The sequence below is a fragment of the Nocardia arthritidis genome (genome assembly GCF_011801145.1).
GTDB lineage: Bacteria > Actinomycetota > Actinomycetes > Mycobacteriales > Mycobacteriaceae > Nocardia > Nocardia arthritidis_A.
On record NZ_CP046172.1, the window covers coordinates 8,727,960 to 8,754,114 of the forward strand.

A 26,155-nucleotide genomic window follows, 5' to 3' on the forward strand; every position below is an offset into this window, starting at 1 on the left:
GCCGAATGTAGCGCACGTGTAGACTGTCTGCACATGAGGGCCGACGAACTCCGCGGACATCTGGACGGTCTCGTTCTCGCCGTCCTGGAGCGCGCGCCGCTGCACGGTTACGGCGTCAGCCAAGCTCTCGCCCTGCGTAGCGGCGGCGCCATCGACGTGCCGAGCGGCACCATCTATCCGGCGCTGCACCGGCTCGAGCGCGCCGGTGCGATCAGCAGCGATTGGGCGAGCGCCGACGGACGCAAACGCCGCGTCTACACCATCACCGCGCGGGGCCGGCGCGACCTGGCCGAACAACGCGCCGCCTGGGCCGAGTTCTCCAGCACCATCAGCACGGTGTTCGCGGCGCGATGACGATCGAGGACTATCTCGCCGAGTTGGACCGCGGACTGCGCGGTCCGGCGCGCGCCAAACGCAGGCTGCTCGCCGAGGCCGCCGCCGGGCTCGAGGACGCGGTCACCGCGTATCGCGAAGCGGGCGTTACGGATTCGCGCGCGACAGCGCTCGCCGTCGCGGATTTCGGCCCGCTCGACCAGATCCGCTCGGCTTTCCAACAGGATATCGATATCGTCACGGCGCGGCGCCGCGCGCTGGCCAATATGATGGCGATCCCCGCGACGGTCGGCGCATGGAAGGCCGCCTGGGAGCTGAATCCCTATCACCCGCAACAGGTTCCGCTACCGGCGATCCTGATCGTCCTGACCCTCTGCCTGGCCGCAATCGTCACTTTCACCACCGCCATGACCACTTACCTGGCGACGGGGCGGCTCGGTCACCGCCGGGCCTGGACCGGCACGGTGCACGCCCTGAACCTCTGCACCCGCGGCGAAGCCGCCGCCCTCGCCGTCGGCATTGCCACGCTGACGCTCATCGCACCACGAATGTTCCTGTGGCCATTCATGTTTCCCATCGCGATCGGCACGATGGCGCCGCTGCTCCTCGCACAGTTCCGGCTGGCGCGCGCCTGATCGGCCGCGCCTCAATGGGCGGATCCGGTGCGCACCGCGTCGAACGCCTCGATGACGGTATCGGCGGCGGGCAGGCCGTAGTCGTCGGCGACATCGCGGACGTCGGCCGAGAGCGAGACATCGGTGGTCACCGCCAGCAGCGCCAGTTGCAGCGTCTCGCCGAGCTGGATCATGCGGGCGCAGATGGCGGCGGTATCCATCTCCGGTGTCATATCGTTCCAGGCGACCTGGACGACACCGGCGATGCGGTGGGTGCGCAGCGTCTCCTCGCCGAGCGCCTTCATGAATTCGACCGCGGCGACCAGACAGCGGTGGTTGGCGGTCTTCAGTTCCTGCCACGGCCGCACCTTTTCGATGAGTACGGCGGCGACGGTCGCGGCGGTGAACAGCCCGTCGCAGGCGCGGGCGGGCGCGGCCTCCGGCGGACCGCTCGGCGGGTGGGTCAGCCCGGCCACGACGCTATCGATCCAACCGAGCACCAGATCGGTGCCCGTCGTATCGACGGGAGCGGCCGGCGCACTGATGCGGGGAGTGCGCCGACCGATCAAGCGTCGTAACCAGCGACGCATGGCTTGCCCTTCCGGAAGCTAATCCGCGGTGGATGTCCCGAGCAGCGAATGCCGCCGACCGTAGGCAAAGTACACCAGCAGCCCCAGCGCCATCCACACCAGGAAACGCAGCCACGTCTCCACCGAGAGGTTCAGCATCAGCCACAGGCAGGCCAGCACGGCGAGCACCGGGATGAGCGGAACCAGCGGCACGCGGAATCCGCGCGGCAGGTCCGGCCGGGTGCGCCGCAGGATGACAACGCCCACCGAAACCAGCACGAAGGCGAACAGGGTTCCGATATTCACCATCTCTTCCAGCGTGCCGAAATCGATGAAGCCCGCGAGCACCGCGCAGACGACGCCGACCAGCGCGGTGATCCGGACCGGTGTGCCGTTCTGGCTGGTACGCGCCAGTTTTCGGGGCAGCAGGCCGTCGCGCGACATGGCGAAGAGCACCCTGGTCTGACCGAGGTACATCACCATGACCACGGTGGTGAGCCCGGCCAGCGCGCCGATGGAGATGAGGTTCTTGGCCCAGTTCGCGCCGTGCAGTGCGAAGGCGGTGGCCAGCGTCGCGTTTTCACCGGACAGCGCGGTGTAGGGCACCATGCCGGTGAGCACCAGCGAAACCGACACATACAGCACGGTGACGATGACCAGCGAGCCGAGGATGCCGCGCGGCACCGCCCGCTGCGGGTCCTTGGTTTCCTCGGCCGCGGTGGCCACCACGTCGAATCCGATGAACGCGAAGAAGACCAGCGAGGCCGCGGCCAGCAGGCCGTACCAGCCGAAGCTGCTGTGCCCGCCGCCGGTGAAGAAGGAGAACAGCGACTGACTCATGCCCTCGCTGGTGCCGGACGGTTGCGACGGCGGGATGTAGGGCGAGAGGTTCGACTTGTCGAAGTAGCTGAGGCCGACCACCAGCACCAGCGCGATCACCGCGAGTTTGATCGCCACCGCGATAGCGGACACCCGCGACGACAGTTTGGTTCCGGTGGCGAGCAGCACGCCGAGCACGGCGATCAACAGCACCGCGCCCCAGTCGAAACTGATCGAACCGATGTGCACGATCGGCGAATGCGAGCCCATCACCTGGCCCAGATACTGCGACCACCCCTTGGCGACCACCGACACCGCGAGCGCGAATTCCAGCACCAGGTCCCAGCCGATGATCCAGGCCACCAGCTCACCGAAGGTGGCGTAGGAGAAGGTGTACGCGCTGCCCGCGACCGGAACCGTCGAGGCGAACTCGGCATAGCAGAGCGCGGTCAACCCGCAGGCCACGGCGGCGAAGACGAAGGCGAGCGAGACCGAGGGTCCGGCGACATTGCCCGCGGTGCGCGCGGTGAGGGTGAAGATGCCCGCGCCGATCACGACGGCGACGCCGAAGACGGTCAGGTCCCACGCGGTCAGATCCTTGCGGAGCTTCGAATCCGGTTCATCGGTGTCGCGGATCGATTGCTCGATCGACTTGGTGCGGAACAGTCCGCCCCAACCGGTCGAGCCTCGGCTGGTTGAGCCGCGAATGGCCACAAGGATCTCCTTAACTTTCTGCCGGGTGCTAGTGCACGCCCGCCATTTGCCTGCTGATCCGCGGCGCGATGACAAGCACGACCAAACCGGCCAATATTGCCACGACACCGGTGATGCCGAAGTAGGCGAGCTCGTGTTTCGGTGAGTAGTACTGGGCCATCACACCCGAGGTGGAGGTGCCGATGCCGACCGAGAAGAAGTACAGCGCCATCATCTGCGCGCGGAATGCCTCCGGCGCCAGCTGCGTGGTTACCGCCAAGCCGGTCGGCGAGAGCATCAGCTCCGCGACCGCGAACGCGGCCATGATGAACACCACCGCGATGGCCGGGCTAGATTTGCCCTCGCCGCCGGCCATCGGGACGAAAAGCCAGAAGGCCAAACCCATTCCGATCACGCCGAGCGCGAATTTGCGCGGCGTGCTGGGCGCCCGATTGCCGAGCCTGGTCCACATGGCCGCGAACAGCGGTGAGAGCGTGATGATCCACACCGGCTCGATCGAGCCGATCCAGTTCGACGGTGCGGTCCAGCCGAAAATGCTCCAGTTCATCCGCTTGTCGGCGTACACCGCGAGCACGGTGAAGGTCTGCTGGAACAGCGACCAGAAGACGGCGTTGGCGATGAACAGCGGGATGAACGCGCGCACCCGGCTCTTTTCCAACTGGGTCACCTTGGGGCTGCGGAGCATCCGGGCGAAGTAGATCGCCGCGGCGACCGCGATGACGCCGGTGGTCACCTTCGGCAGATTGTGCAGGGTCACCAGGCCGGTGGCCCAGGCCGCCGCGACGACGACGATGCCGAGCGCGACCAACCCGACGAGCGGACGGGCCTCCCTGGCGGTGATCGGATTCGGCACCGTGCGGCCCGCGTCGCCGAGGTTGCGCCGGAACACCACGTACTGGGTCAGGCCGAGCGCCATGCCGATGGCCGCCGCGCCGAAGCCGTAGTGGAAGCCGATCCGGGTCTGCAGTAGGCCGGTGAGCAGCGGACCGATGAACGCACCGGTGTTGATGCCGAGGTAGAAGAGGGTGAATCCGCCGTCGACCCGGCCGTCTCCCTTCGGATACAGGGTGCCGAGCAGCGAGGAGGCGTTGGCCTTCAACCCGCCGCTGCCGAGCGCGATCAGCGTCAGCCCGACGCCGACGCCGAGCAGGCCCGGCAGCACTGCCAGCGCGAGATGCCCGAACACCACGACGAGGCCGCCGTAGAAGACGGTGCGTTCCATGCCGAGGACCCGGTCCGCGATCCAGCCGCCGAGCACGGTGGCCAGATACACCAGGCCGCCGTATGCGCCGACGATGCCGACACCGGTGGCCTCCGACAGGCCCAGACCGCCCTCGGTCACGGAGTAGTACAGGTAGTACCCGAGGATGGTGAGCATGCCGTAGAAGGAGAACCGCTCCCACAGCTCGACTCCGAACAGATTGACCAATCCGATCGGATGCCCGAACACCGTCCGGCGCGGAGCCGGTTGTTCTTCTGCTGTTCGGTCCTCGGACACACTGACACCCATTGCACGGACGATAGCAATTGACCGGCATCCACACCGAATGTCAGGACAAACAACGCCGCGGGGTCCATTTTGGCCGATTGGCCATAGCTATCCAGGCATTATTCATGAAGCCGGGATGAAAACCCGGCCGCCGCGATCTTGGGCAAACTTTCCGGCAATCGATCAGACAACGGGGCTTGGCAGCCGCTTCGACAGATCGTCTCCGGAACGGTTACAGCCTACGGTCTCGATCAGTGGGATGAAGGGTTGCCGCAGCGTGATCCTGCTCTCCGGGTGCCGCACGCGGTATCGCCATGATCGAACCGATATCGGTTCGCGGCGGGTGGATCGGCGATCACGACGGGCACGAATGCGCCGCGCATCGCGGCGGCCAGCAACCGGCGGGATGGATGAGGACCGAAACCCGCTGCGGCCCGCCGGAATCCGGCGAACGGCAGTGGGGAACCGGGACCGGTCATCCCCGTGCCCCCTCCCCCAGGGGGATAACCGACCGGTCGGTCGCATCATAACGTGATGGACGAGTGTTCGGAAAATCGTCTACGGCGCATCGGGATACGGCGACGCCGTCGCGAAATCGACGGCGCCGCCGGATAAAACGATCAACGCGCGGGCGCACCGACGAACGGCAGGACCGTCTCGCAGGTCACCGGCTCGGCATGCGCCGGGTCCTGGCCCGCGCTGTCCGGCACGGGCGCGACCGCGCCGAGCGCGGGGCCGAGCGGACCGGCGCCATAGGTGGTGCTGAAAACGCAGTAGCCCGCCTTCGCCAGGACCGCGATCAGGCGATGGAGAGCGCGATGCCGTCCAGGATGTCGTGCTCGCTCACGATCAATTCAGAAATGCCCGCGCGGCGGGCCAATTCGGCGGCCAGCACCTCGGTGATCACCGCGCCGCCGCCGATCACATCCACCCGGCCGGGATGCATCGGGCCGAGTGCCGCGCGTTCGTCGTGGTTCATGGCGATCAACCGATCGCACACCCCGGATAGCTCGTTCAGGCTCAGACGCGTGAGATGCACTCGCTCCGAATCGTATTCGGGTAGGTCGAGCGCGACGGCCGCCAGCGTCGTCATGGTGCCCGCGACACCCACCCAGGTGCGCGCGCCGTCGACCGGCACCTTCGCGAACGCCTCGGCCAACCGCAGCGCCGCGAAATCCCGTGCGGCCGCGACCTGTTCGGCGGTGGGCGGATTGCCGGGCAGGCAGCGCTCGGTGATCCGGACACAGCCGATATCGGCGGAGAACGCCGCACGCACACCGGATTCGTCACCGAAGACCAGTTCGGTGGAACCGCCGCCGAGATCGACGACGACGAAAGGCCCGTCGTCGCCGGATAATTCGCCGATCGCACCGGTGAACGACAGCCGCGCCTCCTCGTTACCGGAGATCACCTCGGCCTCCGCGCCCGGCACGACGGCGCCGAGTTCGGCGCGGGCCATGGCGAAGAAGTCATCGCGATTCGACGCATCCCTGGTGGCCGAGGTCGCGACCATGCGCACCCGCCGCACCTCGGCCTTGCGCATCAGATCGACGTAGTCGGCGAGCGCGGCCCTGGTGCGCTCGATGGCCTCCGGCGCGAGCGAACCGGTGGCGTCGACGCCCTGGCCGAGCCGCACGATGCGCATCTCCCGATGCACGTCGACCAGCCTTCCGTCGGGGCGGACGTCGGCGATGAGCAGGCGGATGGAATTGGTGCCGCAATCGACGGCCGCTACCCGATCATTCATTCGGCGCTCCTCGTAGGTCGGCGTACTTCGGCCAGTCCGCCGGAATCGCGGTGCCGCGCAATCCATTATCGGCCGCCAGTGCCACCGACTCGTCACCGAGCGGATTCACCCCCGGGCCCTTCGCCAGCGAATGCGCGATGAGCACGTGCAGGCATTTGACCCGCTCCGGCATCCCGCCGCCGGTGAAATCCGTTCCGAGCGATTCGATTTCGTCTCGTTCGGCGAGATAGCTCTCGTGCGCGGCGCGGTAGGCCGCGGCCAATTCCGGGTCCGCCGTGAGGCGTTCGGTCATCTCCCGCATCACCCCCGCCGACTCCTGCCTGCTCGCCTCGGCGGTGAGCCGCGGATCGGTCAGATAGAACAGGGTGGGAAAGGGGGTGCCGTCCGGCAACCTCGGCGCCGTCTTCACCACCGCGGGCACACCGTCGGGCGTGCGGTAGGCCACGGCGAGCACACCGCGCGGAGCCCGGCCCAATTGCTCGGCGATGATCTCGAGATCGCGGTCGGTGGGTGCGGTCACCTGGGTCCTTCCGGTGCTGGTCCGGGCGGCGACGCGGCCGCAGGGGTTTGCTGGGGTTGGGAGATGGTGCGCCACAGGTCCGTGTACCAGGGATCCGGCGCCTTCGGCGGGCCGGTCACCGGTGACGGGCTCGGCGCCTCGATACCGGGCACCTGCACCAGATACGGCGTCTCGCCCGGCATCACCAGCCGCAGCCGGTCCCGCGCCTGTGCCTTCAAATAGGCCGGATCCTGTTGCTGCGCACGGCGATCGCGCAACCGCGCCAGATCGGCCTCGAGCTCGACGCGCTGCTGCTGCAGCTGCTTGGCCTCGGACCGCTGCGCGAAATAGGTGCGCATCGGCACCGCGAGGGTGAGCGCGAGTGCACACACCACGATCGCCAGGATGATCGCCTTACCGGTGGACAGCCCGAGGAACTTGCGCTCGTGCCGCTCCGAATCACGATGCGCCGCACGGGATTCGAACTTCTGCTGCTCGGCCTTCTTCTCCGCGCGGGTGGTCCGCTTCGCGGCGGGCCGCGCCGCCGTCTCGTGCCCGGCGCGCGGGCGGGGAGTTCGCGACGTGCGCCGGTCCCCACGTCCGGACGGACCGGCGCCACGTCGCTCACTCATCTGAACCGCCTATCGGGTCACACTTTCGGTGGTCAGCCCTCGAATACGAAACGCGGGAACGCGACATCCCCGGCGTAGCGGGCGGAATCGCCCAGCGCGTCCTCGATGCGCAGCAGCTGGTTGTACTTGGCCACCCGCTCGCTGCGCGCCGGGGCGCCGGTCTTGATCTGACCGCTGCCCACCGCGACCGCGAGATCGGCGATGGTGGTGTCCTCGGTCTCGCCGGAGCGGTGGCTCATCATCGTCTTGTAGCCGTTGCGATGCGCGAGCTCGACGGCATCCAGCGTCTCGGTGAGCGTGCCGATCTGGTTGACCTTCACCAGCAGCGCGTTCGCCGCGCCCTTGGCGATGCCCTCCTCCAGGCGCTCCGGGTTCGTGACGAACAGGTCGTCACCGACCAGCTGGATCTTGTCGCCGATCTGATCGGTCAGCGTCACCCAGCCGTCCCAGTCGTCCTCCGACAGCGGATCCTCGATGGAGACCAGCGGGTACGCGGTGAGCAGGTCCGCGTAGAACTGGGCCATCTCGGCGGCGCCGCGCACGGTGCCCTCGAACTTGTAACCCGTTCCGGCGGTGTAGAACTCGGTGGCGGCCACGTCGAGCGCCAGCGCGATATCGCTGCCGAGCCGGTAGCCGGCCTTCTGGATCGCGCCCGCGATCAGGTCCAGCGCCTCACGGGTGCCGCCGGCCAGATCGGGGGCGAAGCCGCCCTCGTCGCCGAGGCCGGTGGACAGGCCCTTGGCTTTCAGCTCCGCCTTCAGCGCGTGGTACACCTCGGCGCCCCAGCGCAGCGACTCCTTGAAGGTCGGCGCGCCGATCGGGGCGATCATGAATTCCTGCACGTCGACACTGGTGTCGGCGTGCGCGCCACCGTTGAGGATGTTCATCATCGGCACCGGAAGCACGTGCGCGTTCGGGCCGCCCAGGTAGCGGAACAGCTCGAGGCCCGAGGATTCGGCGGCGGCCCGCGCCACCGCGAGCGAGACGCCGAGCAGCGCGTTCGCGCCGAGCCGGGACTTGTCCGGGGTGCCGTCCAGATCCAGCAGCACCTGATCGACGGTGCGCTGCTCGACGGCGTCCAAACCGATGACGGCGGGCGCGATCTCGTCGAGGACGCCCTCGACCGCCTTGCGCACGCCCTTGCCGCCGTAGCGTTCACCGCCGTCGCGCAATTCGACGGCCTCGTGCTCGCCGGTCGACGCACCGGACGGGACCGCCGCCCTGGTCAGCGTGCCGTCGTCGAGGGCGATCTCGACCTCGACAGTGGGGTTGCCGCGAGAATCGAGGATCTCGCGCGCTCCGACCTGTTCGATGATGGCCACGAAAACGACACTCCTTCGGCTGCGGGCACGGTAGGTCTCGATGGATGGCCGTGCGGGTGCGAGCCTATCGCAGCGGCGTGAGTGTCAGGCTCAGAGGCGGTAGCGACGCGTAACCACACGGGGCCCGCGAACGCCGGATCAGGATCGGCGACCCACGCTGTAGGCGGCGGCCCGCTTGCGGACGTCGAGCATGTAGGAGTTGGACTGGTTGTAGGCCCACAGCGCCTTCTGCCAACCCTCCGCCGAGGTGAGATCGCCGCCGCTGGCGCACAGGTAGCGGGCCGCGGTGAGGGCGGCGTCATCGATATTGTCCGGGTCGGCGACACCGTCGCCGTTGGCGTCGACACCCCAGCGCTGCCAGGTTTCCTGGATGAACTGGAACGGTCCCATCGCCCTGGCGTACACCTCGTGCCCCGCCTTCGCGGTGGCCTCGTTGTCGAGAACCTTTGCCACACCCGGAGATCCGTCCAGCAGCGGACCGCGGATGGGCGGATCCACCTTGCCGTCGGGGCCGATCCGGGAACCGCCGTGGCTGCCGTGCTGCGTCTCCACCCTGGCGATGCCGGCCAGCGTCGTCCACGCGATACCGCATCCGGGACGGGACTGGGCCAGCACCGCGGCGGCGTAACCGTATGCCTCCAGCGCGAGTACCGGAATGCCGAGCGCGCTCGCCTGCTGCTGGGCCCACGCCTCCAACTGGACCGCGGTTCGGCCCGGGCCGTTGACGTCGATCGGCGGTAGCGGGGTGCCGGGGCCGGGCGGAATGGTGTCCGGTATCGGCGGCAAACTCGGCCCGAAGGTGCCGCTGCCGCCACCGCAGGCGGCGATGAGGAGCACCAGCACCAGGGAGGTGATCAGACCGGCTCCGCGCAACAGTCCCCCACCGATCTTCGTCAATCGCACCTCATCCATCATCCAGATGCGGCCTACCGGGAACTTGCGATCGACCGTGTCCTCGCCCCTAATCCGGTCAAGTGGGCTGACGCACCGGCGTCCGTGAGATATCGATCACTAGCCCAGCAGTTCCAGCGTCGCCCGATGGGTGGCCGCCGCCAACACCGCGGTGGTGTCGCCCGCCTCGACGATCCGGCCGTCGTCCAGCACGACCACCCGCTGACAGTGCCTGGCGACCAACGACATGTCGTGGCTGATCACCACCAGCGCCGTGCCGCGCTCGGCGCGGATCCGGTCCAGCAGCGCCATGATCGCGTTCGCCGTCGCGCCGTCGAGCGCCGAGGTGATCTCATCGCAGATGAGCACCGCGGGTTCGGCGGCAAGCGCCCGCGCCAGCGAAATCCGCTGCCGCTGCCCGCCGGACAGCTCACCGGGATATCTGTCGGCGAATTCCGGACCGAGCTCCACCGAACCGAGCAGTTCGGCGATGTGCCGCGCCAGCTGCCGTCTCGGCACCTTGCCGATCCGGCGCAGCGGGCGCCCGAGCGTCTGCGCGACCGTCCTGCGCGGGTTCAACGCCGAAAGCGGATTCTGGGTGACCAGCTGAATTCCATTGCCGCCGTAGGGTCTACGGCTGCCTGTGCCGATCGGGAAGGATGCGCCGCGCAACTCGAGCGTTCCGGCCGCCGACCGATGCAGCCCGGCGAGTACCCGCGCGAGCGTCGTCTTTCCCGCACCCGACGCGCCGACGACGGCGAGCGCCGAGCCCTCGGACAGGTCGAAGGCGATGTCGGCGAGGACCGGTCGGCCGCCGAATTCTGCGCTGATTCCGTTGGTGCGCAAGATGTTTGCCGCGACAACGCGCTTGGCGTTATCACATTCGGCGTGCCCCGGGGTGCTGCCCGAACCCACGTGAGGTTCCTGGACCAAGGTGGCCGACGAGACCTTGGACGATGAAGCATCTTCCTTGGCAAGACAATTCGCCGTCTTCCCAGCGACAGCCCGGTCTGCACCCCCGCCCTGCGACCGCGCGTCGACCGGAGCCATCGCGTCGTTCCGGGCATCCGGTTCGGTCGATGCCGAACCACCGATGGCGACCTCCGCAGTGGCAGCACCGGCGGACGAATCCGATAGCGGCGGAACACCGATCGAATCGGCCCCGACCGCCTCGAAGTTCGACGGAATGCGGGCAACCGGAGCGGCGAGGTGGATGACGTCGGTGGCGATGGCGTCGATGGCCGCGGTGTCGTGGCCGGAGAGCAGGATGGTGGTGGCTCGTTCGGTGGCGATTTCGGTGAGCAGGCGGGCGATTTCGGTGCGGAGGGCACCGTGTAGACCGGCCAGTGGTTCGTCGAGGATCAGGACAGGAGTTTTGCGGATCAGGGCGCGGGCTAGGGCGACTCGGCGCTGTTGGCCGCCGGAGAGTTCGGCGGGGCGGCGGCGCAGGTGTTCAGCGGAGAGACCGACCAATTCCAATGTCTCGAACAGACTTTCGCGCGATGGATGCGCGGCTACCTCGGCGAGTAGGCGGTGCACCCGCATGAGCGGGTTGAGCGCGGAGCCGGGATCCTGGCCGACATAGGCGATGTTGTCGCGGCGAAAGCGTTGCAGCGCAGCGGGATTCAATGCGAAGACATCGTGACCGAGCACGGTTGCCGAGCCGGTTCGGGTGGCACTGCCCGGCAACTGTCCGAGGAGTGCGCGCATGAGCGTGGTCTTGCCGGAACCGGACGGTCCGGTCAGTGCGGTGACGGTGCCCGCTCGCAGTCGGAAAGTCTGCGGCTCCAGCAGTTCCCGCCCTTCCGGACAGCGCACCGCCAGCCCGTCCACCAGCACCGATTCGCGGGTATAGGTTGGGCCACACGATATTTCGCCGCGTGAGACCGGCACGGCATCGATCGCTATTTCACCCATATTCGCTCCCTCGATGCTGGCGACCGTTCTCGGCACGCCGGATTTCGGCAGAGGTGCTGTTTCGCGTCGGCCTACGCGGACAATATCCGGCGATTTCCGCGGTTACGGGCCGATAATCGGGCGATATTGTCCGCTGAGGCCGGGCGTTCACCGCTCCCTCCCGAATGCGGATACCGCCAGGTTCACGCTCACCGCGACGATCGCGATCGCAAGGCTGGGTGCGAGCACCGCCCACGGGTTGAGCAGCATGCCGGAGGCGTTGTCGCGCACCATGACCGCCCAATTCGTCGCGCCGAGCGTTGTGGGCAGTTGCAGGAACGACGCGGTGCTCACCAGGTAGACGGCCTCGACGAAACGCAGGCCGAGCTGCGCGGCGAATACCTCGCGCAGATTCGGGATCACCTCGCGGAACACCAAGTGCGGCAATCGTTCCCCGCCGGCCTGCGCACTCTCGACGTATCCGCTCGCCGCGACCCCGGCCGCTGCCGCAGCGAAAACCCTTGCGCAGTACGGAATGCCGAACAGCAGCGCGACCACGACGAGCCCGTAGACTCCGGCATCCGGCCACGACGTCAGCACCAGCAGAATTCCGAGCACCACCGGAAGCAGAATGACGAAATCGGTCGCCGTCTCGATCCACCCGCCGACCCGCGGCCGCAATGCCGCGACCGCACCGAGTACGCAGGACAATCCGGTGACCAGCACCGCGATCACCGCCGCGAGCAGCAGCAGACCCCATCCGCCGTACAGCAACTGGCTGAGCACATCATGTCCGAGCCGATCGGTGCCGAGCGGCGCGCCACCGCCGGGCGGTCCGAACGGAATCCCGATCGGCGCCTGCGCCGCATGCGGAGCCATTGTCGGCCCGATCAACGCCAGCACCGTCACCACTGCGGCGGGCAGCACGGTCAACCATCGAAACCACCGCGTGCCAGCGCGTTTCACCGCACCACCGGTGCGCCCGACGGCATCATCGACCGCCCCGGTCGGCTCGACATCAGCGAATCCCGCTGCCCGCCAACCGGATCGGATGTCCCTGTCGTCATTCATCCGCTACCCGGCTCCATCGGCTGGTGATTCGCCGCCCGGCCAGCCACCGATTTCCGTGCGTAATTCTCATCGACTCCCCCGCAATGACCAGGCCCGGACCGCGTCGGCGAGCGCGAGCATGCACATGATCACCGTGCCGGACAGCGCGACGACCGCCGCGATTACCGAGACGTCCCGGTCGGCGACCGAACCGGCGAGCACGGCCCCGAGTCCGGGATAGTTGAAGATCGTTTCGACGACGAGCGATCCGCCGAGCACCATGCCGACGGTGGTCGCGAAACTCGCGACGATCGTCGGCAGCGCGAACGGCAGCAGATGCCGCAGAAGTACCGTACGCGTCGAAAGCCCGTCCAGCACAGCGCTTTCCACGTGTGGAGCGCGAGCGGCGTCGGCGATGGCGGCGCGGACGACCCTGGTGTTCCAGCCGATCTGCGGCAGTGCCAGCGCCAGCACCGGCAGCACGGCCATATCCGCCCCGGCCGGGAATCCGGAGCGTCCGGTGATGGTCACCGCGGGCAGCCAGCCGAGGCCGAGCGCGAATACGAGGATCAGCAGTGTCGCGACGACGAATTCGGGCACCGCCACCGCCATCGTCGTCGCGGGTTGCAGCACCCGGGTGAGCACGGAACCGCCGCGCATCGCCCACCAGGAGCCGAGCGCCAGCGAGATGACGACGGTGAGCAGGATGGCCAGCCCGCCGAGCAGCAGCGTCGGCGGGAATTTGTCCGCGAGCAACTGATTGATCGGCATACCGCGCGCGGTGCGCCCGAAATCGCCGGTGGCGACGCCGGTGATCCAGTTCCAGAACCGCTGCGGCAGCGGCCGATCCAAACCCAGCTCGTGCCGCTTCGCCGCCAACTGTTCCGGCGTGGCATCGCGGCCGAGCACGGCGCGGGCGGTATTGCCCGGCAGCAGCTCGACGGCCACGAAAACCGTTGCCAGCAGCGCGATCAGCAGGCCGATGCGCCGAATCAGGAGCCGTGCGACGGTGCCCACTACGCCAACCAGGCCCGTTCCAACTGCACCCTGGCGAAGCCGCCGAGGGTCGGCAGGTCACGCACTCGGGAGGTCGCGATATCGACGCCGTCGGCCATACCCCAGACGAGGTAGCCGCCGCGCTCGTACTGGATCCGCTGCACGTCCCGGCAGGCCTGGGTGTAGTCCGAATCGCTGCGCGCCGAAAGCGCTTTGGCGGTGGCCGCATCGAATTCGGCGTCCTTGAAAGCGGTTTCGTTGCGGTTGGACGCGCTCGACATGAGGTTGTTCGCGTAGAACAGCGTGGAATCGTTGGTGCCCCAGGACACCGTGTACATCGGCGCCTTCAACCAGGTCTGGTCGTAGAAGACATTGGACTCCTGAGTGAGGACATCGAGCCGAAGTCCGATATCGGCCAGCTGGCTCGCGATCACCTTCGCCGATTCGACCTCGCCGGGCGCCTCGGCCTTGGTGTACAGCTGGTAGGTGCGCCCGGTGTCGAAATTCGCCTCGCGCAGCAGGCTTTTCGCGCGATCGGTATCGCGGGTGCGCTGCGCGATGGACTTGTCGTACATCGGATCGCCGGTGCCGAGAATGTCGTTGGCAATCTGCCCGTAGCCCGAATGCACCTGGGAGACCAGCGCGTTCCGGTCCACGCCCAGTCGCACCGCGGTGCGCACTCTGGCATCGGCGAACGGCCCGTCCGCCGCACGCATGGCCAGTCCGAGCATGGTGTCGTCCGAACGCCGCACCACCCGCAGGTCACCGCGTCCGGCGGCGCTGCGGCCCGCGATCGCGCCGACGTTGGATGCCAGGTCGATCTGGCCGGCGAGTACCGCATTGCCCAGTGCGGTAACGCTTTCGAACATGGTGACCTCGATGGCGTCCAGCAGCGGCGCCGGGCCGTGCCAGTGCTCGTTGCGCACCAGCCTGGCATTGCCGCTCTGATACGACTCGAGCCGGAACGGTCCGGTGCCAACGGCTTTCGTGAAATCGGCGGTGTCCTTCTTGACGGTGAACGTCATCAGCCGGACCAGCAGCGGCAGTTGGGTGTTCGGCTCGGGCACGGTGAGCACCACCCGGTTGGGACCGTCGGCGACGATATCGTCAACGGCCACTGGCATTTTCGAGGCGCCGCCGACGGTGCGCAGCCTGCGCAGCGACCATACGACATCGTCGGAGGTGACCGGCGCGCCGTCGTGGAAGGTGGCGCCGCCGGCCAGGGTGAAGGTCCAGCGGCGGCGCTCCGGATCCGGCTCCCAGCTGCTGGCCAGCCGTGCGGCGACATTCGGGTTACCGCCGGGGACGGTGAGCGCGTCGTAAACCAGTGAGGTGATGAGGAAGTCGCTGTCGTTGCTGAGGTTGGCGTGCGGATCGCGCTCGATCCGGGCCGCGGTGCCGAGCGCGCCGACCCGCAGTGTCCCGCCGCGCCGCGCCGGACCCGGCGTTTCCGCCCCGTTCGAGCATGCGGCGAGCGCCAGGACCGCCCCCATGCCGAGGCTCGACCGGATCAGCTGCCGCCGACTGAAACCCATTGCGCTGCCTACCTCCTGGACGACCGATCGCCCACGCCCGCCTACCTGAATCAGGAAAGGCTAGCCTAATGAGGCAGGTTTTCTCCACGCCTAGAGTTTCGGCAAACATTCAGCACTGAACCCGGTCCGCGATCATGCGTTTCGGCTATTTCTGGGCGACTCGCTTAGGCAAGCCTTGCTTAACTCGCCGCGACCGGCTAGCTTCGCAGATCGAGTCTTCACGCCACTTCTCCACCCCCGCTGCGAAGAAGGGACTTTTCGGTGAAAAGCGTTCTCTCCGAACACAAGACGCTTCACCCAGATACCGTCGAACGTCGCGAGTTCTCCGCGGCCGCCGGCGCCGCGGTGCGCGAGCTCGCGCGGGAGATATGTACCACACTCGACGCTTGTGCCCAGGTCACCATGCCCGACACCGCACGAACGCTGACCGATCCGGCGCTGCTCGAACAGATCGATGCGCGCGTCGGCGAACTCCCGGCGGAAATCCGTGCGACGCTGCGCCCGCCCGCCACCAGCGCGGGCGCCACCATCGTCGGCCGATTGCCGCTCACCGACGCCGAATTCGGCCCCACCCCGCCGAGCTGGCGCGAGGCCGCGAGCTGGAGCGGCGATCCGGCGCGCCGCGCGAGCTCATTCGAATTCGATGTGGTGATGCTGCTGCTCGCCCGGTCGGCGGGCGAGCCGTTCGGCTGGCACGGCCAACAGGGCGGACGTTTGGTCAACAACATCGTGCCCGCCGCGGGCCACGAGAACGAGCAATCGGGTGCGAGCAGCAAAACCCTGCTCAGCCCGCATACCGAGGATGCGTTCCACCCGGCGCGGGCGCATCTGCTGATGCTCGCCTGCCTGCGCAATCCGGAACTGGTCGGCACCACGGTGTCCTCGGTGCGCCGCGTCGAACTCTCCGCCGCCGAACGCGCGCTGCTGCGCGAGCCGACCCTGCCCATCCTGCCCGACGTCTCCTACGGCACCGGACACGAAAACTATTCGCCGACACCGCTGCCCACGCTGTGGCACAACCCCGACGACGCCGAAACGCTGCGCTACGATCCCGCGTATACCCCCCTGGACGACGCCGATCCGGAATTCCGGGCCGCCTACGCGCGCCTGACCGCGGAACTGGAGCGCGTCTGCGTCACCGCCGCGCTGACCCCGGGCGAACTGCTGCTGGTGGACAACGACGTGGCCGTGCACGGGCGGGTCCCGTTCACCGCGCGCTACGACGGCACCGACCGGTGGCTCAAACGAGTGAATATCCGCCTGCCGCAACGGCGGCGGCGAAGTGAAGAAGCCTACGAAAATGGATATGGACAAACGATCGTTTCACCGTTCCGGGGAGGGCTACCCACCGGACGGAGTTCTACAGAACGAGTTGCAGCTCATGATCGAGGACCCGTTGAACACCCGTGACCGCAGCACCCCATTGCGGGTGCTGAGCCGCAGCGACCTGGCCACCGTGCCCATCACGCCCGCCGATGTGGTGCACGCGGTCGAGGGCGCGTATCTCGCGCTGGCCGCAGGGGATTCGGATAACCCACGCAAGCTCAGCGTCGCCCATCCGGAGGGCTGGTCGGTCGCCTACGCCATGCTCGGCCGGGACGGTCGCCGCCGGGTGGTCGCGATGAAGACCTCGTACAAATTCGATCCCGGCCACGACCGCGCGACCAAGCGCTACTACACCACCATCACCCTCTACGACGACACCACCGGCGCACCGATCGCGATGATGGACTGCGCCCGCGTCGGCGCGCTGCGCACCCCGGCGGTTTCGGCGCTGCTGGTGCGCGAGACCGCGCGCCGCGGCGCGGAGAGCGTATTGCTCATCGGCACCGGCACTCAGGGTCGAAATGCGTTGCCGCACTTGCTCGCCGCCAATCCACAGCTGCGCAAGCTGATGATGTACGGCACGCATCCGGAGGGGTTGGCCGCGGTGCGCGAACAGCTCGCCGAATACCATCCGCACGCGCTGCTGGAGATGGTCGAGGATCCGTACGCGGCGGCCGCGACCGCCGACGTCGTGCTCGCGACGGCGGGCCCCGGCACCGAGGTCGCGCTCGAATCCAGCCATCTCGCACCGGGTTCGGTCGCCGTGCTGGTCGGCTACGGGCTGGCGCCGTCGACGCTCACCGATGCCGATCGGGTCATCGCGACCAGCGCCGAGCAGATGACGCTCACCGGCACCGATATGGCCGGCCCCGATGGGAAACTGCGCGCGGTGGACGCCGAACTCCCGCAGATCCTGAGCAGGCGCGCCATCGGCCGCGAATCCGACGAGCAGAAAATCTTCGTCTACAACAGCGGATTGGTGCTCACCGATATCGCCGTCGCGCACGCGCTCGCCGAGCGGGCCATCGCCGAGGGACGCGGCGTGGAGGTACCCCTGTGGGATTAGAGACCGGCGCCGTCGGGCGCAATGGCACGAAAGAGCCCGGCGGCACGTCTCCGATCTGTGCGGCCCCGATGCCCGCGCGCCTGGACGAGTGGGAGCACCGAGTCCTCGACGACCCGAATCTGCTGGGCGACATCGCATTCGCGCTAGGCCGCCCTTTCCACCTGCTCTATCCGCAGCGGGTGGCCGCGAATATCCGCGATTTCCAGCGCGTCTTCGAGCGGGCCGGTGTCGAGGGCGCCGTCTACTACGGCAAGAAGGCGAACAAATCCGCGTGCGTCACCCGCGCGTGCGCGGAAAACGGTGCGGGCGTTGACGTTTCCAGCTCCGGTGAGCTGAGCGCCGCACTGGCCAACGGGATCCGGGGCGACGAGCTGATGGTGACCGGCCCGGCCAAATCCGACGACCTGCTCTGGCTGGCCGCCCGGCACGGCGCGCTGATCGCCGTCGACGATCTCGGCGAGTTGACACGGCTTGCCGCGCTGAATGATTCGGCGCGAATCCTGTTGCGTGTGCTGCCGAAGGCCGCGACGAGCCGATTCGGGCTGACCGATGACGAAATCAGCAGTGCCCTGGACTATCTCATCGACCGACGAGAGATTCGCCTGGAGGGCTTCAGCTTTCACCTGTCCGGATACGATGCCGTCGCCCGCGCCGAAACGGCGGGCGAGCTGATCGACCGCTGCCTGCACGCGCAGACCCTCGGCCTGCCCGCCACCACGATCTCGATCGGCGGCGGCTTCGGCGTCGACTACGTCGCGGCCGAGGCCTGGGCGAATTTCACCGAGCACGCCGACCGCGACTGGTTCCACTCCGGTAAGAAATTCGATTCCTACTACCCCTACCACTTCCCGGCACCTGGCGCCGAAATGCTCACCGCCGTACTCGAATTCGATGGTTTGGCGGATCGCCTGCGGGACAACACCATTCGCCTGGCCATCGAACCGGGACGAGCCCTGCTCGCCAACGCCGGATGCACCGTCTTCCGGGTGCAGGGCAGCAAAATCCGCTACGCGCAGGGACATCCGTATCATCTGCTCACCGTCGACGGCACCAGCCTCAGCCTTTCCGAGCAGTGGTTCGAGAGCGAGTATCTGCCCGATCCGCTGCTCTGGCCCGCCCGTCCCGGCACCCCGACCCCCACCAGCGTCGGCGCGGCCACCTGCCTCGACTCCGATATGCTCAGCTGGCGGCGCATTCCGCTACCCCGCGCCGCCGTCATCGGCGATCTGCTCGTCTACCCCAATACGGCCGGCTACCAAATGGATTCGAACGAGTCGGCCTTTCACGAACTCCCGATCCCGCCGAAGGTCGTGCTGCACGCGACCGGGGATCGGTACCGCTGGACGCTCGAAACCGGATAATCCGCCCCCGCCCAACGAAATCACACATCACACGAGGAGATCCTCCATGCCGCTCGTCACGCGTGTGACGGACCTGATCGGCCGCACGCCGCTCTTCGAGCTGGCGACCACCGCGACCGGCACTCGGCTGCTGCTCAAGCTCGAGCAGTTCAACCCCACCGGCGCGGCCAAGATCAGGATGGCGCGCGAGATGGTGCTCGACGCCGAGCGGCGCGGTTTGCTGCGCGATGGCGGGCATATTATCGAGTCCACGTCCGGGAATACCGGACTCGGCCTGGCGGTCGTAGCCGCCGAACGCGGGTATCGCTTCACCGCCGTCGTAGACCACCACGCATGTAAGGACAAACTGCGCGCGATGCGAGCAATGGGTGCGGAATTGGTGTTCGTCGCCGAGGAGGGCGACGAGGACCTGGCCACCTCGGCGCGAGAGGACCTGGCCGCGGCCATGGCCGCCGAACGCGCCGACGCCTACTTCACCGAACAGCACAACAACGACGCGAACGCCGTCGGCTACTACGCCGTGGCCGAGGAATTGCTGGCGGATGTGGAGCGGGTCGACATCCTGCTGTCCGCGGTGGGCACCGGCGGCTCGCTGTTCGGCACCGCGACGCGGCTGCGTCAGCTCGGCTGCGTGCCGTACGTCATCGGCGTCGAGCCCGTCGGCTCGATCGCCTTCGGCGGGCCGGGCGGACCCTACTGGCAGTCCGGCACCGGCACCCCGCCCGGCGCCACCATCGGGACCGCCGTCGACTACTCGCTGCTCGACGAGGGCGTGAAGGTCTCCGATATCGCGGCCTTCGCCACCGCGCGCGCGGTGGCCGCCGAACTGGGACTGATGATCGGCGGCTCGGCGGGCGGCTCGGTGCACGCGGCGCTCACCAGGATGGACGAATTCCCGCCCGGCTCAACTATTGTCACGATCGTCTGCGATGGCGGCGAGAAATACCTGGACACCGTCTTCGACGACGACTGGATGCGCGAGCGCGAACTCCTCGATCCCGCAGCGGAACTCGAAGTGCGCGAATTGCTCGGCCGCTATGCCCCGGCGGCGCGCAGGCCACTGGTGGACGCGCGATGAGGGCGCTCCCCCGGTGTCCCGCGAGACCGTGCGACAAGGCGGTTTTCGAGTTCGACGCCTCGGCAGGGGAGGTCGGCCGATGATCCTCTCGACGTTCCACGGCGACGGACGGCGCCTGGCCGGGCTCGCCACACCCATTGCGCTCACTCAGCTGGCCCAGATCGCGGTGTCCACCACCAATGTCGCGCTGATGGGCACGCTCGGCGTGCGCGAGGTCGCGGCGGGCGGGCTGGCGATGGTGCTGTTCAACCAGATTCGCACCATGTGCGTCGGATTGATCACCGGCACCGGCAATCAGATCGCCACCGCGACGAGTTCCGCTGGCAAGCGCGGCGTTTCGGCCGACCGGGAGATCCGGGACATCGTGCGATCCAGCTTCGTCATCGCGACGCTCGCCGGAATACTCGGCGGCGCAATCCTTATCGGCCTCGGCTGGTCGCTGCAGTGGCTCGGTCAGGACGCGGGCGTGCTCGCCGACGCCCGCCCGCTGATGGTGGCCCTCGCACCCGGCCTGCTGCCCTGTCTGTGGTTCCAGGTGCTGCGCCAATACACCGTCGGCATGCAGCGCCCGCAGGCCCTGCTGCTGGTGACGCTCGGCTCGGTGGCGCTGAATCTGCTGCTGGCCCTTGCCTTTATCCGCGGCTGGGCCGGATTGCCCGAGCTCGGGCTCACCGGAATCGGCGTCGCCACCTCACTGGTCTTCCTGATCACCTTCGCCGTCTTCCTGGCCATGATCCGCCGGGACGCGAAACTCGGTGCGACACTGCCGATCCGGCCGTGGCCAAGGGATACCGCCACCATCCGCGCCGAATTGAAGCTCGGCACGCCGATCGCGCTCACCTACGGTTCCGAGGCCGGCATGTTCTCGGTGCTCGCGCTGGTGATGGGCAGTATCGGGCCCGCGGCGCTGGCCGCGCACAACGTGGTGTATCAGATCATCTACATCGTCTTCCAGGTCGCGATCGGCCTGTCGCACGGTGCATCGATCCTGGTCAGCCATGCCGTGGCCAGGGACGAATCCGCGCACGCGCGCGCACTGGCCTGGCTCGCGCTGCGCGCCGCCGCACTCGTCGCGGTGCTCACCGGCGTGGTCTACGTCGTCGCACCCGATTGGGTGCTGCTGCCGTTCCTGCATTCGACCGACTCCGACACCATTCAGGTCGCGCACACCCTGCTGTTGATCGGCATCGTGCTCCAATTCTTCGATGCCGCACAGAACATCGGCACCGGATTGCTGCGCGGGCTGAAGGCGACGAACGCCGGTTTCCGGCTGTCGCTCATCGGCTACTGGTGCGTCGGCCTGCCCGTCGCCCTGCTGCTCGCCTTCCCCGCCGGGCTCGGCGCGGCGGGCGTCTGGTGGGGTCTCACCGCCGGGCTGGCCGCGACGGCGGTGCTCATGGTGCGGCGGTACTTCACTTTGCTCGGCGAGATGGACCGGGCGCGCGTCGCGGTCGCCGCCGACAGCGAGCTGAGTCCGGCCTGAGACCAAGATCTGACACCGAACCCTCACCTTCCCGAAAGCATGTCGTCACCGTGCGTCGGGAATCCCGTCGGTAGCCCTTCGCTATCCTGGCGTTGGAATCGAAGCCAATGGCGGGCAAACCGCCGGGAGGGACGTTCGGGTCCGGTGCACATCTCCAGAGTCGCGGAGCATCCGCGGCCGGATCATGTTCTTTTCCACTTCAGCGACACCCATCTGATCGCCGGTGACGGTGAGCTGTACGACGCGGTCGACGCCGACCGGCGGCTGCGCCAGCTGCTGGCGCAGGCCCGGTCCAGCCGGATCAGCCCGACCGCGATCGTGATCACCGGCGATCTCACCGACCGGGGTGAGCCCGATGCGTACGACAAACTTCGTGCGCTGGTCGAGCCGGTCGCGCGGGAGTTGGGCGCGCCGATCGTGTGGGTCATGGGCAACCACGACGACCGCGCGACGCTGCGCGACCGACTACTCGGCGAACGGTCGTCCACCGCGCCGTTCGACCGGGTGCATCTGATCGACGGGCTGCGGATCATCGCGCTCGACACCACGGTGCCCGGCCACCACTACGGCGAAATCACCGACGCGCAGCTCTCCTGGCTTGGCGAGGTGCTGGCCGAACCGGCCCCGTTCGGGACCATCCTCGCCATGCACCACCCGCCGGTCCCCTGCGTGCTCGACCTCGCGGTTACCGTCGAGCTACGCGACCAGCGCCGCCTCGCCGACGTGCTCGACGGCAGCGATGTGCGCGCCATCCTGGCCGGGCATCTGCACTTCTCCACCTTCGCGACCTTCGCGGGCGTTCCGGTCTCGGTCGCCTCCGCCACCTGCTACAGCCAGGATCTCGCGGTGGCACGGGGCGGTCTGCGCGGCCGCGACGCCGCCCAGGCCTTCAACTATGTGCACATCTATCCCGATACCGTGGTGCACTCCGTTGTCCCGATCGATCAGGGCCCGACGGTCGGCACGCCGGCGACCCCGGAGGAAGCGGCCCGCAAATTGGCCGAGGAGGGCATCGTCATCCCGCCCGCGAGCCGTATCCCACATGTCATGCGGCACCGGGAGCCGACTCCGGAATCGGGTGACGAGGCGATGCGCTGACCCGCTCCCACGGCGCCGGATCCGGGAAGTAGCGGCGCAGGAACTCCGAAACCGCCTGCGTCCGTTCGGCTTCCGGCACCTCGGGGAAGCTCCCGTCGTTGAGGCAGAAGAAGTCGACGTCGCGGCGCTTGGCCAGTCCGGGCAGCAGCGCGAGCCCACTGCGGCTGGTGGTGTCCACGTACCGCATCCGCGCCGACTCCTGTGGTACCGCGCGGCCGGTGAGCAGCGCGTAGTAGTGGTACAGCGAATTGGTGACGGAGATATCCGTCGCGGCGCGGAACCGACTCGCCCGGGTCCGGGCGAAATCGGCGGCGAACTCCTCCTCCATCTCCAGTAAGACGCTGCGCCGCAACGGAGCAGGCGTATGTTCCAGATGCCTGGTGATGACGTGCCCGAAGCGCGCGGCGAGCAGTTCCCGATTCACCCGCGCGGCATTCTCGAATCCGCTGCGCCGCTCGTTGTTACGGCCCGGCCCGATCCGGGTGCCCGCCTCGATGAAGCGACTCACCCCGCCGGGGGTGAAGAACATCGACGGGCGCACCGGCCTGGCGAAGAACATATCGTCGTTGGAGTACAGGAAATGTTCGCTGAGCCCGTCGATGTGCTGCAGTTGGGATTCCACCGCATGGGAATTGAACACCGGCAGCCCGGATGTGTCGCTGAAGTGATCGACCGCACGGACGACAGTGACCTGCGGATGATCCGAAAGCCATTCCGGCACAGCCGAATCCGTCGCGATGAAGATACGCCGCAGCCACGGCGCGTTCTTGTGCACCGAGCGCAGCGCATACTTCAACTCGTCGATCTGCCGGATCCGCGCGTCAGCGTCGTCACCCTCGCCGACCACGACACCGTCGAGCATTCCCGCACGGCGCGCGCGGAATTCGGGATCGGTGCCGTCCACCCAGGAGAACACGATATCGATATCGAAGCCGACATCGGTCGCCTGCGGTGCGAACATATCCACCAGCGTCGGCCAGCGCCGGTCGAACAGCAGCACCTCGGTGAATTCCACGTCGGCGAGGTCGAATACGGTGCGCGTCAACGCGTTCGGTCGCGGGCACGACACCGTGTCGCCGTGGTACTCCCACAGTTCCACATCGACGTGATGCGCCGGATCGGCATCGCGGCCGAGCCGGAATACGTTGTGCTGCACGTCGTTACAGCTGAATCCGGCGACGACCGCCGACTTCAGCACGCGCCGCACCATGCCCGCCTGCGCCGCGTTCGCGGCCAGCACCAGGCGGTGCCCGATATCGCGCACCAGCAGGAATGACACCTCGGCCGCCGCCAATTCGGCGCGCAGGTAGCCGAGGTCATCGATCATCGCCGCGGAAACCGCCAGGTTCCGGGCCACCGGGCGGGAAACCATATCCACCATGCCCGAATCCACCGCACCCATATCCACCATGTCCCGTCTTCCCATCTGTCCGAATTGCCGGAAATACCTATCGCGGGGCACCGCGCCAGCGATCCGACGCCCCGGCAACGTGTTTCGCATTGCCGAGGGGCCGCGCCGACGCGGTCGGAGTTAGGGATGGGGGATGGTGCCGCGATGCGAGTACGAACTCATCCGCCGAATAACAGACGATCGGATAACCATTCGTTTCACCTCACTCACGGCGGGACGCCGGTGGCGTCGTTTTCTGGTGTGGCGCAATTCACGCGCGCGACCGTCGGCCGGACGTAGAACGAAGTGCGACACACAGGGGGCCGGACACACATCGGCCGGCGAATTGGAGATGCCCCGAAGAAGGGCGCTCTAGGAATGATGCAACGGAGGTGGCCAGCCGTCAATCGGGACATCGCTGCCCCCGTCATGCCCTTGCACTGCCAACACGCGCCGAGCACAATACTTAGGGTAGCCTAACTAGCGAAGGAGTGCGCGTGCGCGTCGTCATCTTGTTCGGAACCGAGCTGGGTACCTCGGAAAAGGTCGCCGAAGCCATCGCCGACGAACTGACCACCCACGACGTATCCGTCTACGACATGACCGATTACGCCGTCGACGATCTCGACATCCGCGACTTCCACATCATCGTCTGCTCCACCTACGGCGACGGCGACCTGCCCACCGGCGCCGAACCGTTCTTCGCCGAGCTCGACGCGCAGGCCCCCGACCTGACCGGCCTGCGGTTCGCCGTCTTCGGCCTCGGCGACAGCGTCTACGGCGACACCTTCAACCGCGGCGGCGAAATCGCCGCGGAAAAGCTCGCCGAACGCGGCGCGATCCAGCTCGGCGAGCATGCGCGCCACGACGCGTCCACCGCCCTCCGCGCCACCGATATGGCCCGGACCTGGGTCGCGGACCTGCCGATTCCGGATCTGCTCACCGCCTGAGCTCACCGACACCCCAGCGGGCAACGGGCGCACCGTCATAGACTGCAAACAGCGCGGCACAGCCCCGTCGCGCGCGACGATCCATGAGGTGACGAAGATGGCAGGCGGAGCGACCCCCGCGCAGCATCAGGAGCAGTCGACCGACCATCCCGAATTGGACGTACTACCGGAATGGCCGCTCGACACCATCGCCGTGCTGGTCACCACCGACCCTGCGCCCCATGCGATCCCGGTGTCCTGGCCGGTCCGCGCCGATGACCGGACCATCCTGATCAGCCTCAAATACGATCGCGGATCGCTGGCCCGGCTGCGCACGCGCCCCGAGGTGGCGCTGCTGATCCTGAGCGGCGGCAATGTGGCGCTGTGCGCCAGAGGCACCGCGAAGGTGATCGTCGAGCAAATGCCGAACGCCGCCGAATACGCCGCGGTGCGGATCGATGTCGCGGTGATCGACGATCACCGGCAGTCGGCCTTCGCGGTGGCACAGGGCATCCAGCGCAATGTGCTGGACGACAGCGAATTGCGCGCACTACAGAGCCGCGTCACGACGCTGCGCTCCTGGGCCGCCGACCAGAACTGAAGCGGCGCAACCATTCCGGCGCGGCGGATAATAATCGTGGGACAGGCGGCGCGACCGGCGTCGCATGAAAGGGGAAATGCAGCGTGAGCGTCACACTGAACAAGGGCGGAAATGTATCGCTGTCCAAGCAGGCGCCCAATCTCACCCGGGTCGCGGTGGCACTCGGCTGGGATGTGCGCACCACCACGGGCGCGGACTACGATCTCGATGCCAGCGCGCTGGCTACCGGGCCGAATCTGAAAGTGTTGTCGGACAGCCATTTCGTGTTCTACAACAACCTGCGCTCCCCCGAAGGCACCATCGAACACACCGGTGACAATCTGACCGGCGAAGGTGAGGGCGACGACGAAACCATCAACGTCGACCTCGGCGCGACGCCGCCGAATATCACCAATGTCTTCTTCGCGGTCTCCATTCACGAGGCCGACGCCCGCGGCCAGTCGTTCGGTCAGGTGCGCAACGCGTATATCCGCGTCATCGATTCCACCACCGGCCAGGAACTGGCCCGCTACGACCTCAGCGAGGACGCGTCCACCGAAACCGCGATGGTGTTCGGCGAGCTGTACCGGCATGGGGCGGAGTGGAAATTCCGCGCCATCGGTCAGGGTTACGCCTCCGGACTTGCCGGTATCGCCCGGGATTACGGCGTCAACGTCTAGGTAGGCGTGCCGCCGAGGGCACGGGGTGGTTCTCGGCGGTGATCGGCGTTCCGGTGGC

The 26,155-nt window shown here is 67.7% G+C and carries 24 protein-coding genes; 11 read left to right on the forward strand and 13 right to left on the reverse strand.

Going from position 1 to position 26,155, the window contains the following annotated elements; all coding sequences use genetic code 11:
• Positions 1–33: 33 nt before the first annotated feature.
• Together F5544_RS39570 and F5544_RS39575 are read left to right on the forward strand one after the other, a co-directional pair.
• The gene (locus tag F5544_RS39570) at positions 34–354 is read left to right on the forward strand and encodes a PadR family transcriptional regulator (RefSeq protein WP_167477881.1); all 321 of its coding nucleotides are present in this window, start codon (positions 34–36) and stop codon (positions 352–354) included.
• Entirely contained in the window at positions 351–968 is a 618-nt protein-coding gene (locus tag F5544_RS39575; RefSeq protein ID WP_167477882.1) for a permease prefix domain 1-containing protein, read from the forward strand. The genes F5544_RS39570 and F5544_RS39575 overlap by 4 nt, the downstream gene beginning before the upstream one ends.
• An 11-nt stretch (positions 969–979) precedes the next feature.
• Here the strand turns inward: F5544_RS39575 and F5544_RS39580 are convergent, their stop codons facing one another.
• From F5544_RS39580 to F5544_RS39640, 12 genes are all read right to left on the reverse strand, one after another.
• Positions 980–1,516 carry a hypothetical protein gene (locus F5544_RS39580; protein WP_167477883.1) on the reverse strand — a complete coding sequence of 179 codons (537 nt, stop codon included), beginning with the start codon at positions 1,514–1,516 and terminating at the stop codon, positions 980–982.
• Between the two features lie 39 nt (positions 1,517–1,555).
• Positions 1,556–3,049, reverse strand: coding sequence for an amino acid permease (locus F5544_RS39585; protein WP_238846905.1), 1,494 nt, complete (start codon positions 3,047–3,049; stop codon positions 1,556–1,558).
• A gap of 28 nt (positions 3,050–3,077) precedes the next feature.
• Positions 3,078–4,559, reverse strand: a complete 1,482-nt coding sequence (locus F5544_RS39590; RefSeq protein ID WP_167477884.1) for a peptide MFS transporter — start codon at positions 4,557–4,559, stop codon at positions 3,078–3,080.
• Positions 4,560–5,337: 778 nt separating this feature from the next.
• A complete protein-coding gene (locus F5544_RS39595) occupies positions 5,338–6,285 on the reverse strand; it encodes a Ppx/GppA phosphatase family protein (protein WP_167477885.1) in 948 nt (315 codons plus the stop codon).
• Positions 6,278–6,805: a DUF501 domain-containing protein gene (locus F5544_RS39600; RefSeq protein WP_167477886.1), complete on the reverse strand. Its 528-nt coding sequence runs from the start codon at positions 6,803–6,805 to the stop codon at positions 6,278–6,280. The genes F5544_RS39595 and F5544_RS39600 overlap by 8 nt, the downstream gene beginning before the upstream one ends.
• Complete coding sequence (locus F5544_RS39605) at positions 6,802–7,416, reverse strand: FtsB family cell division protein (RefSeq protein WP_167477887.1); 615 nt, start codon at positions 7,414–7,416, stop codon at positions 6,802–6,804. Before F5544_RS39605 ends, F5544_RS39600 begins: the two co-directional genes overlap by 4 nt.
• Positions 7,417–7,448: 32 nt before the next feature.
• Positions 7,449–8,738 (reverse strand): phosphopyruvate hydratase, encoded by a 1,290-nt coding sequence (gene eno, locus F5544_RS39610; RefSeq protein WP_167477888.1) that lies wholly within the window; start codon positions 8,736–8,738, stop codon positions 7,449–7,451.
• A gap of 138 nt (positions 8,739–8,876) precedes the next feature.
• The gene (locus F5544_RS39615) at positions 8,877–9,650 is read right to left on the reverse strand and encodes a lytic transglycosylase domain-containing protein (RefSeq protein WP_167479807.1); all 774 of its coding nucleotides are present in this window, start codon (positions 9,648–9,650) and stop codon (positions 8,877–8,879) included.
• 99 nt (positions 9,651–9,749) lie between these two features.
• Positions 9,750–11,546, reverse strand: coding sequence for an ABC transporter ATP-binding protein (locus F5544_RS46855; RefSeq protein WP_238846906.1), 1,797 nt, complete (start codon positions 11,544–11,546; stop codon positions 9,750–9,752).
• Positions 11,547–11,693: 147 nt separating this feature from the next.
• On the reverse strand, positions 11,694–12,596 hold the full coding sequence (locus tag F5544_RS39630) for an ABC transporter permease subunit (protein WP_167477889.1): 903 nt from the start codon (positions 12,594–12,596) through the stop codon (positions 11,694–11,696).
• A 66-nt stretch (positions 12,597–12,662) separates the two neighbouring features.
• On the reverse strand, positions 12,663–13,592 hold the full coding sequence (locus tag F5544_RS39635) for an ABC transporter permease (protein ID WP_167477890.1): 930 nt from the start codon (positions 13,590–13,592) through the stop codon (positions 12,663–12,665).
• A complete protein-coding gene (locus F5544_RS39640; protein ID WP_167477891.1) occupies positions 13,592–15,106 on the reverse strand; it encodes an ABC transporter substrate-binding protein in 1,515 nt (504 codons plus the stop codon). The genes F5544_RS39635 and F5544_RS39640 overlap by 1 nt, the downstream gene beginning before the upstream one ends.
• Before the next feature lie 261 nt (positions 15,107–15,367).
• On the opposite strand from F5544_RS39640, the gene F5544_RS39645 reads away from it, so the two are divergent.
• The 6 genes from F5544_RS39645 (at position 15,368) to F5544_RS39670 (ending at position 22,518) form a co-directional block, all read left to right on the forward strand.
• Positions 15,368–16,516 (forward strand): TauD/TfdA family dioxygenase, encoded by a 1,149-nt coding sequence (locus tag F5544_RS39645; RefSeq protein ID WP_167477892.1) that lies wholly within the window; start codon positions 15,368–15,370, stop codon positions 16,514–16,516.
• A complete protein-coding gene (locus F5544_RS39650) occupies positions 16,488–17,498 on the forward strand; it encodes an ornithine cyclodeaminase family protein (protein WP_174867490.1) in 1,011 nt (336 codons plus the stop codon). Before F5544_RS39645 ends, F5544_RS39650 begins: the two co-directional genes overlap by 29 nt.
• The gene (locus F5544_RS39655) at positions 17,489–18,859 is read left to right on the forward strand and encodes an alanine racemase (RefSeq protein ID WP_342760403.1); all 1,371 of its coding nucleotides are present in this window, start codon (positions 17,489–17,491) and stop codon (positions 18,857–18,859) included. The genes F5544_RS39650 and F5544_RS39655 overlap by 10 nt, the downstream gene beginning before the upstream one ends.
• 46 nt (positions 18,860–18,905) lie before the next feature.
• Positions 18,906–19,937 (forward strand): PLP-dependent cysteine synthase family protein, encoded by a 1,032-nt coding sequence (locus tag F5544_RS39660; protein WP_167477893.1) that lies wholly within the window; start codon positions 18,906–18,908, stop codon positions 19,935–19,937.
• A gap of 79 nt (positions 19,938–20,016) precedes the next feature.
• On the forward strand, positions 20,017–21,420 hold the full coding sequence (locus F5544_RS39665; protein WP_167477894.1) for an MATE family efflux transporter: 1,404 nt from the start codon (positions 20,017–20,019) through the stop codon (positions 21,418–21,420).
• Between the two features lie 144 nt (positions 21,421–21,564).
• Positions 21,565–22,518 (forward strand): phosphodiesterase, encoded by a 954-nt coding sequence (locus tag F5544_RS39670; RefSeq protein ID WP_167477895.1) that lies wholly within the window; start codon positions 21,565–21,567, stop codon positions 22,516–22,518.
• Here F5544_RS39670 and F5544_RS39675 read toward each other — a convergent pair.
• Positions 22,466–23,920: a stealth family protein gene (locus tag F5544_RS39675; protein ID WP_428847202.1), complete on the reverse strand. Its 1,455-nt coding sequence runs from the start codon at positions 23,918–23,920 to the stop codon at positions 22,466–22,468. The genes F5544_RS39670 and F5544_RS39675 overlap by 53 nt on opposite strands.
• Positions 23,921–24,405: 485 nt before the next feature.
• On the opposite strand from F5544_RS39675, the gene F5544_RS39680 reads away from it, so the two are divergent.
• From F5544_RS39680 to F5544_RS39690, 3 genes are all read left to right on the forward strand, one after another.
• On the forward strand, positions 24,406–24,858 hold the full coding sequence (locus F5544_RS39680; protein ID WP_167477896.1) for a flavodoxin domain-containing protein: 453 nt from the start codon (positions 24,406–24,408) through the stop codon (positions 24,856–24,858).
• A gap of 97 nt (positions 24,859–24,955) precedes the next feature.
• The gene (locus F5544_RS39685) at positions 24,956–25,438 is read left to right on the forward strand and encodes a hypothetical protein (protein WP_167477897.1); all 483 of its coding nucleotides are present in this window, start codon (positions 24,956–24,958) and stop codon (positions 25,436–25,438) included.
• Between the two features lie 83 nt (positions 25,439–25,521).
• Positions 25,522–26,097, forward strand: coding sequence for a TerD family protein (locus F5544_RS39690; RefSeq protein WP_167477898.1), 576 nt, complete (start codon positions 25,522–25,524; stop codon positions 26,095–26,097).
• The last annotated feature ends 58 nt before the right edge of the window (positions 26,098–26,155 follow it).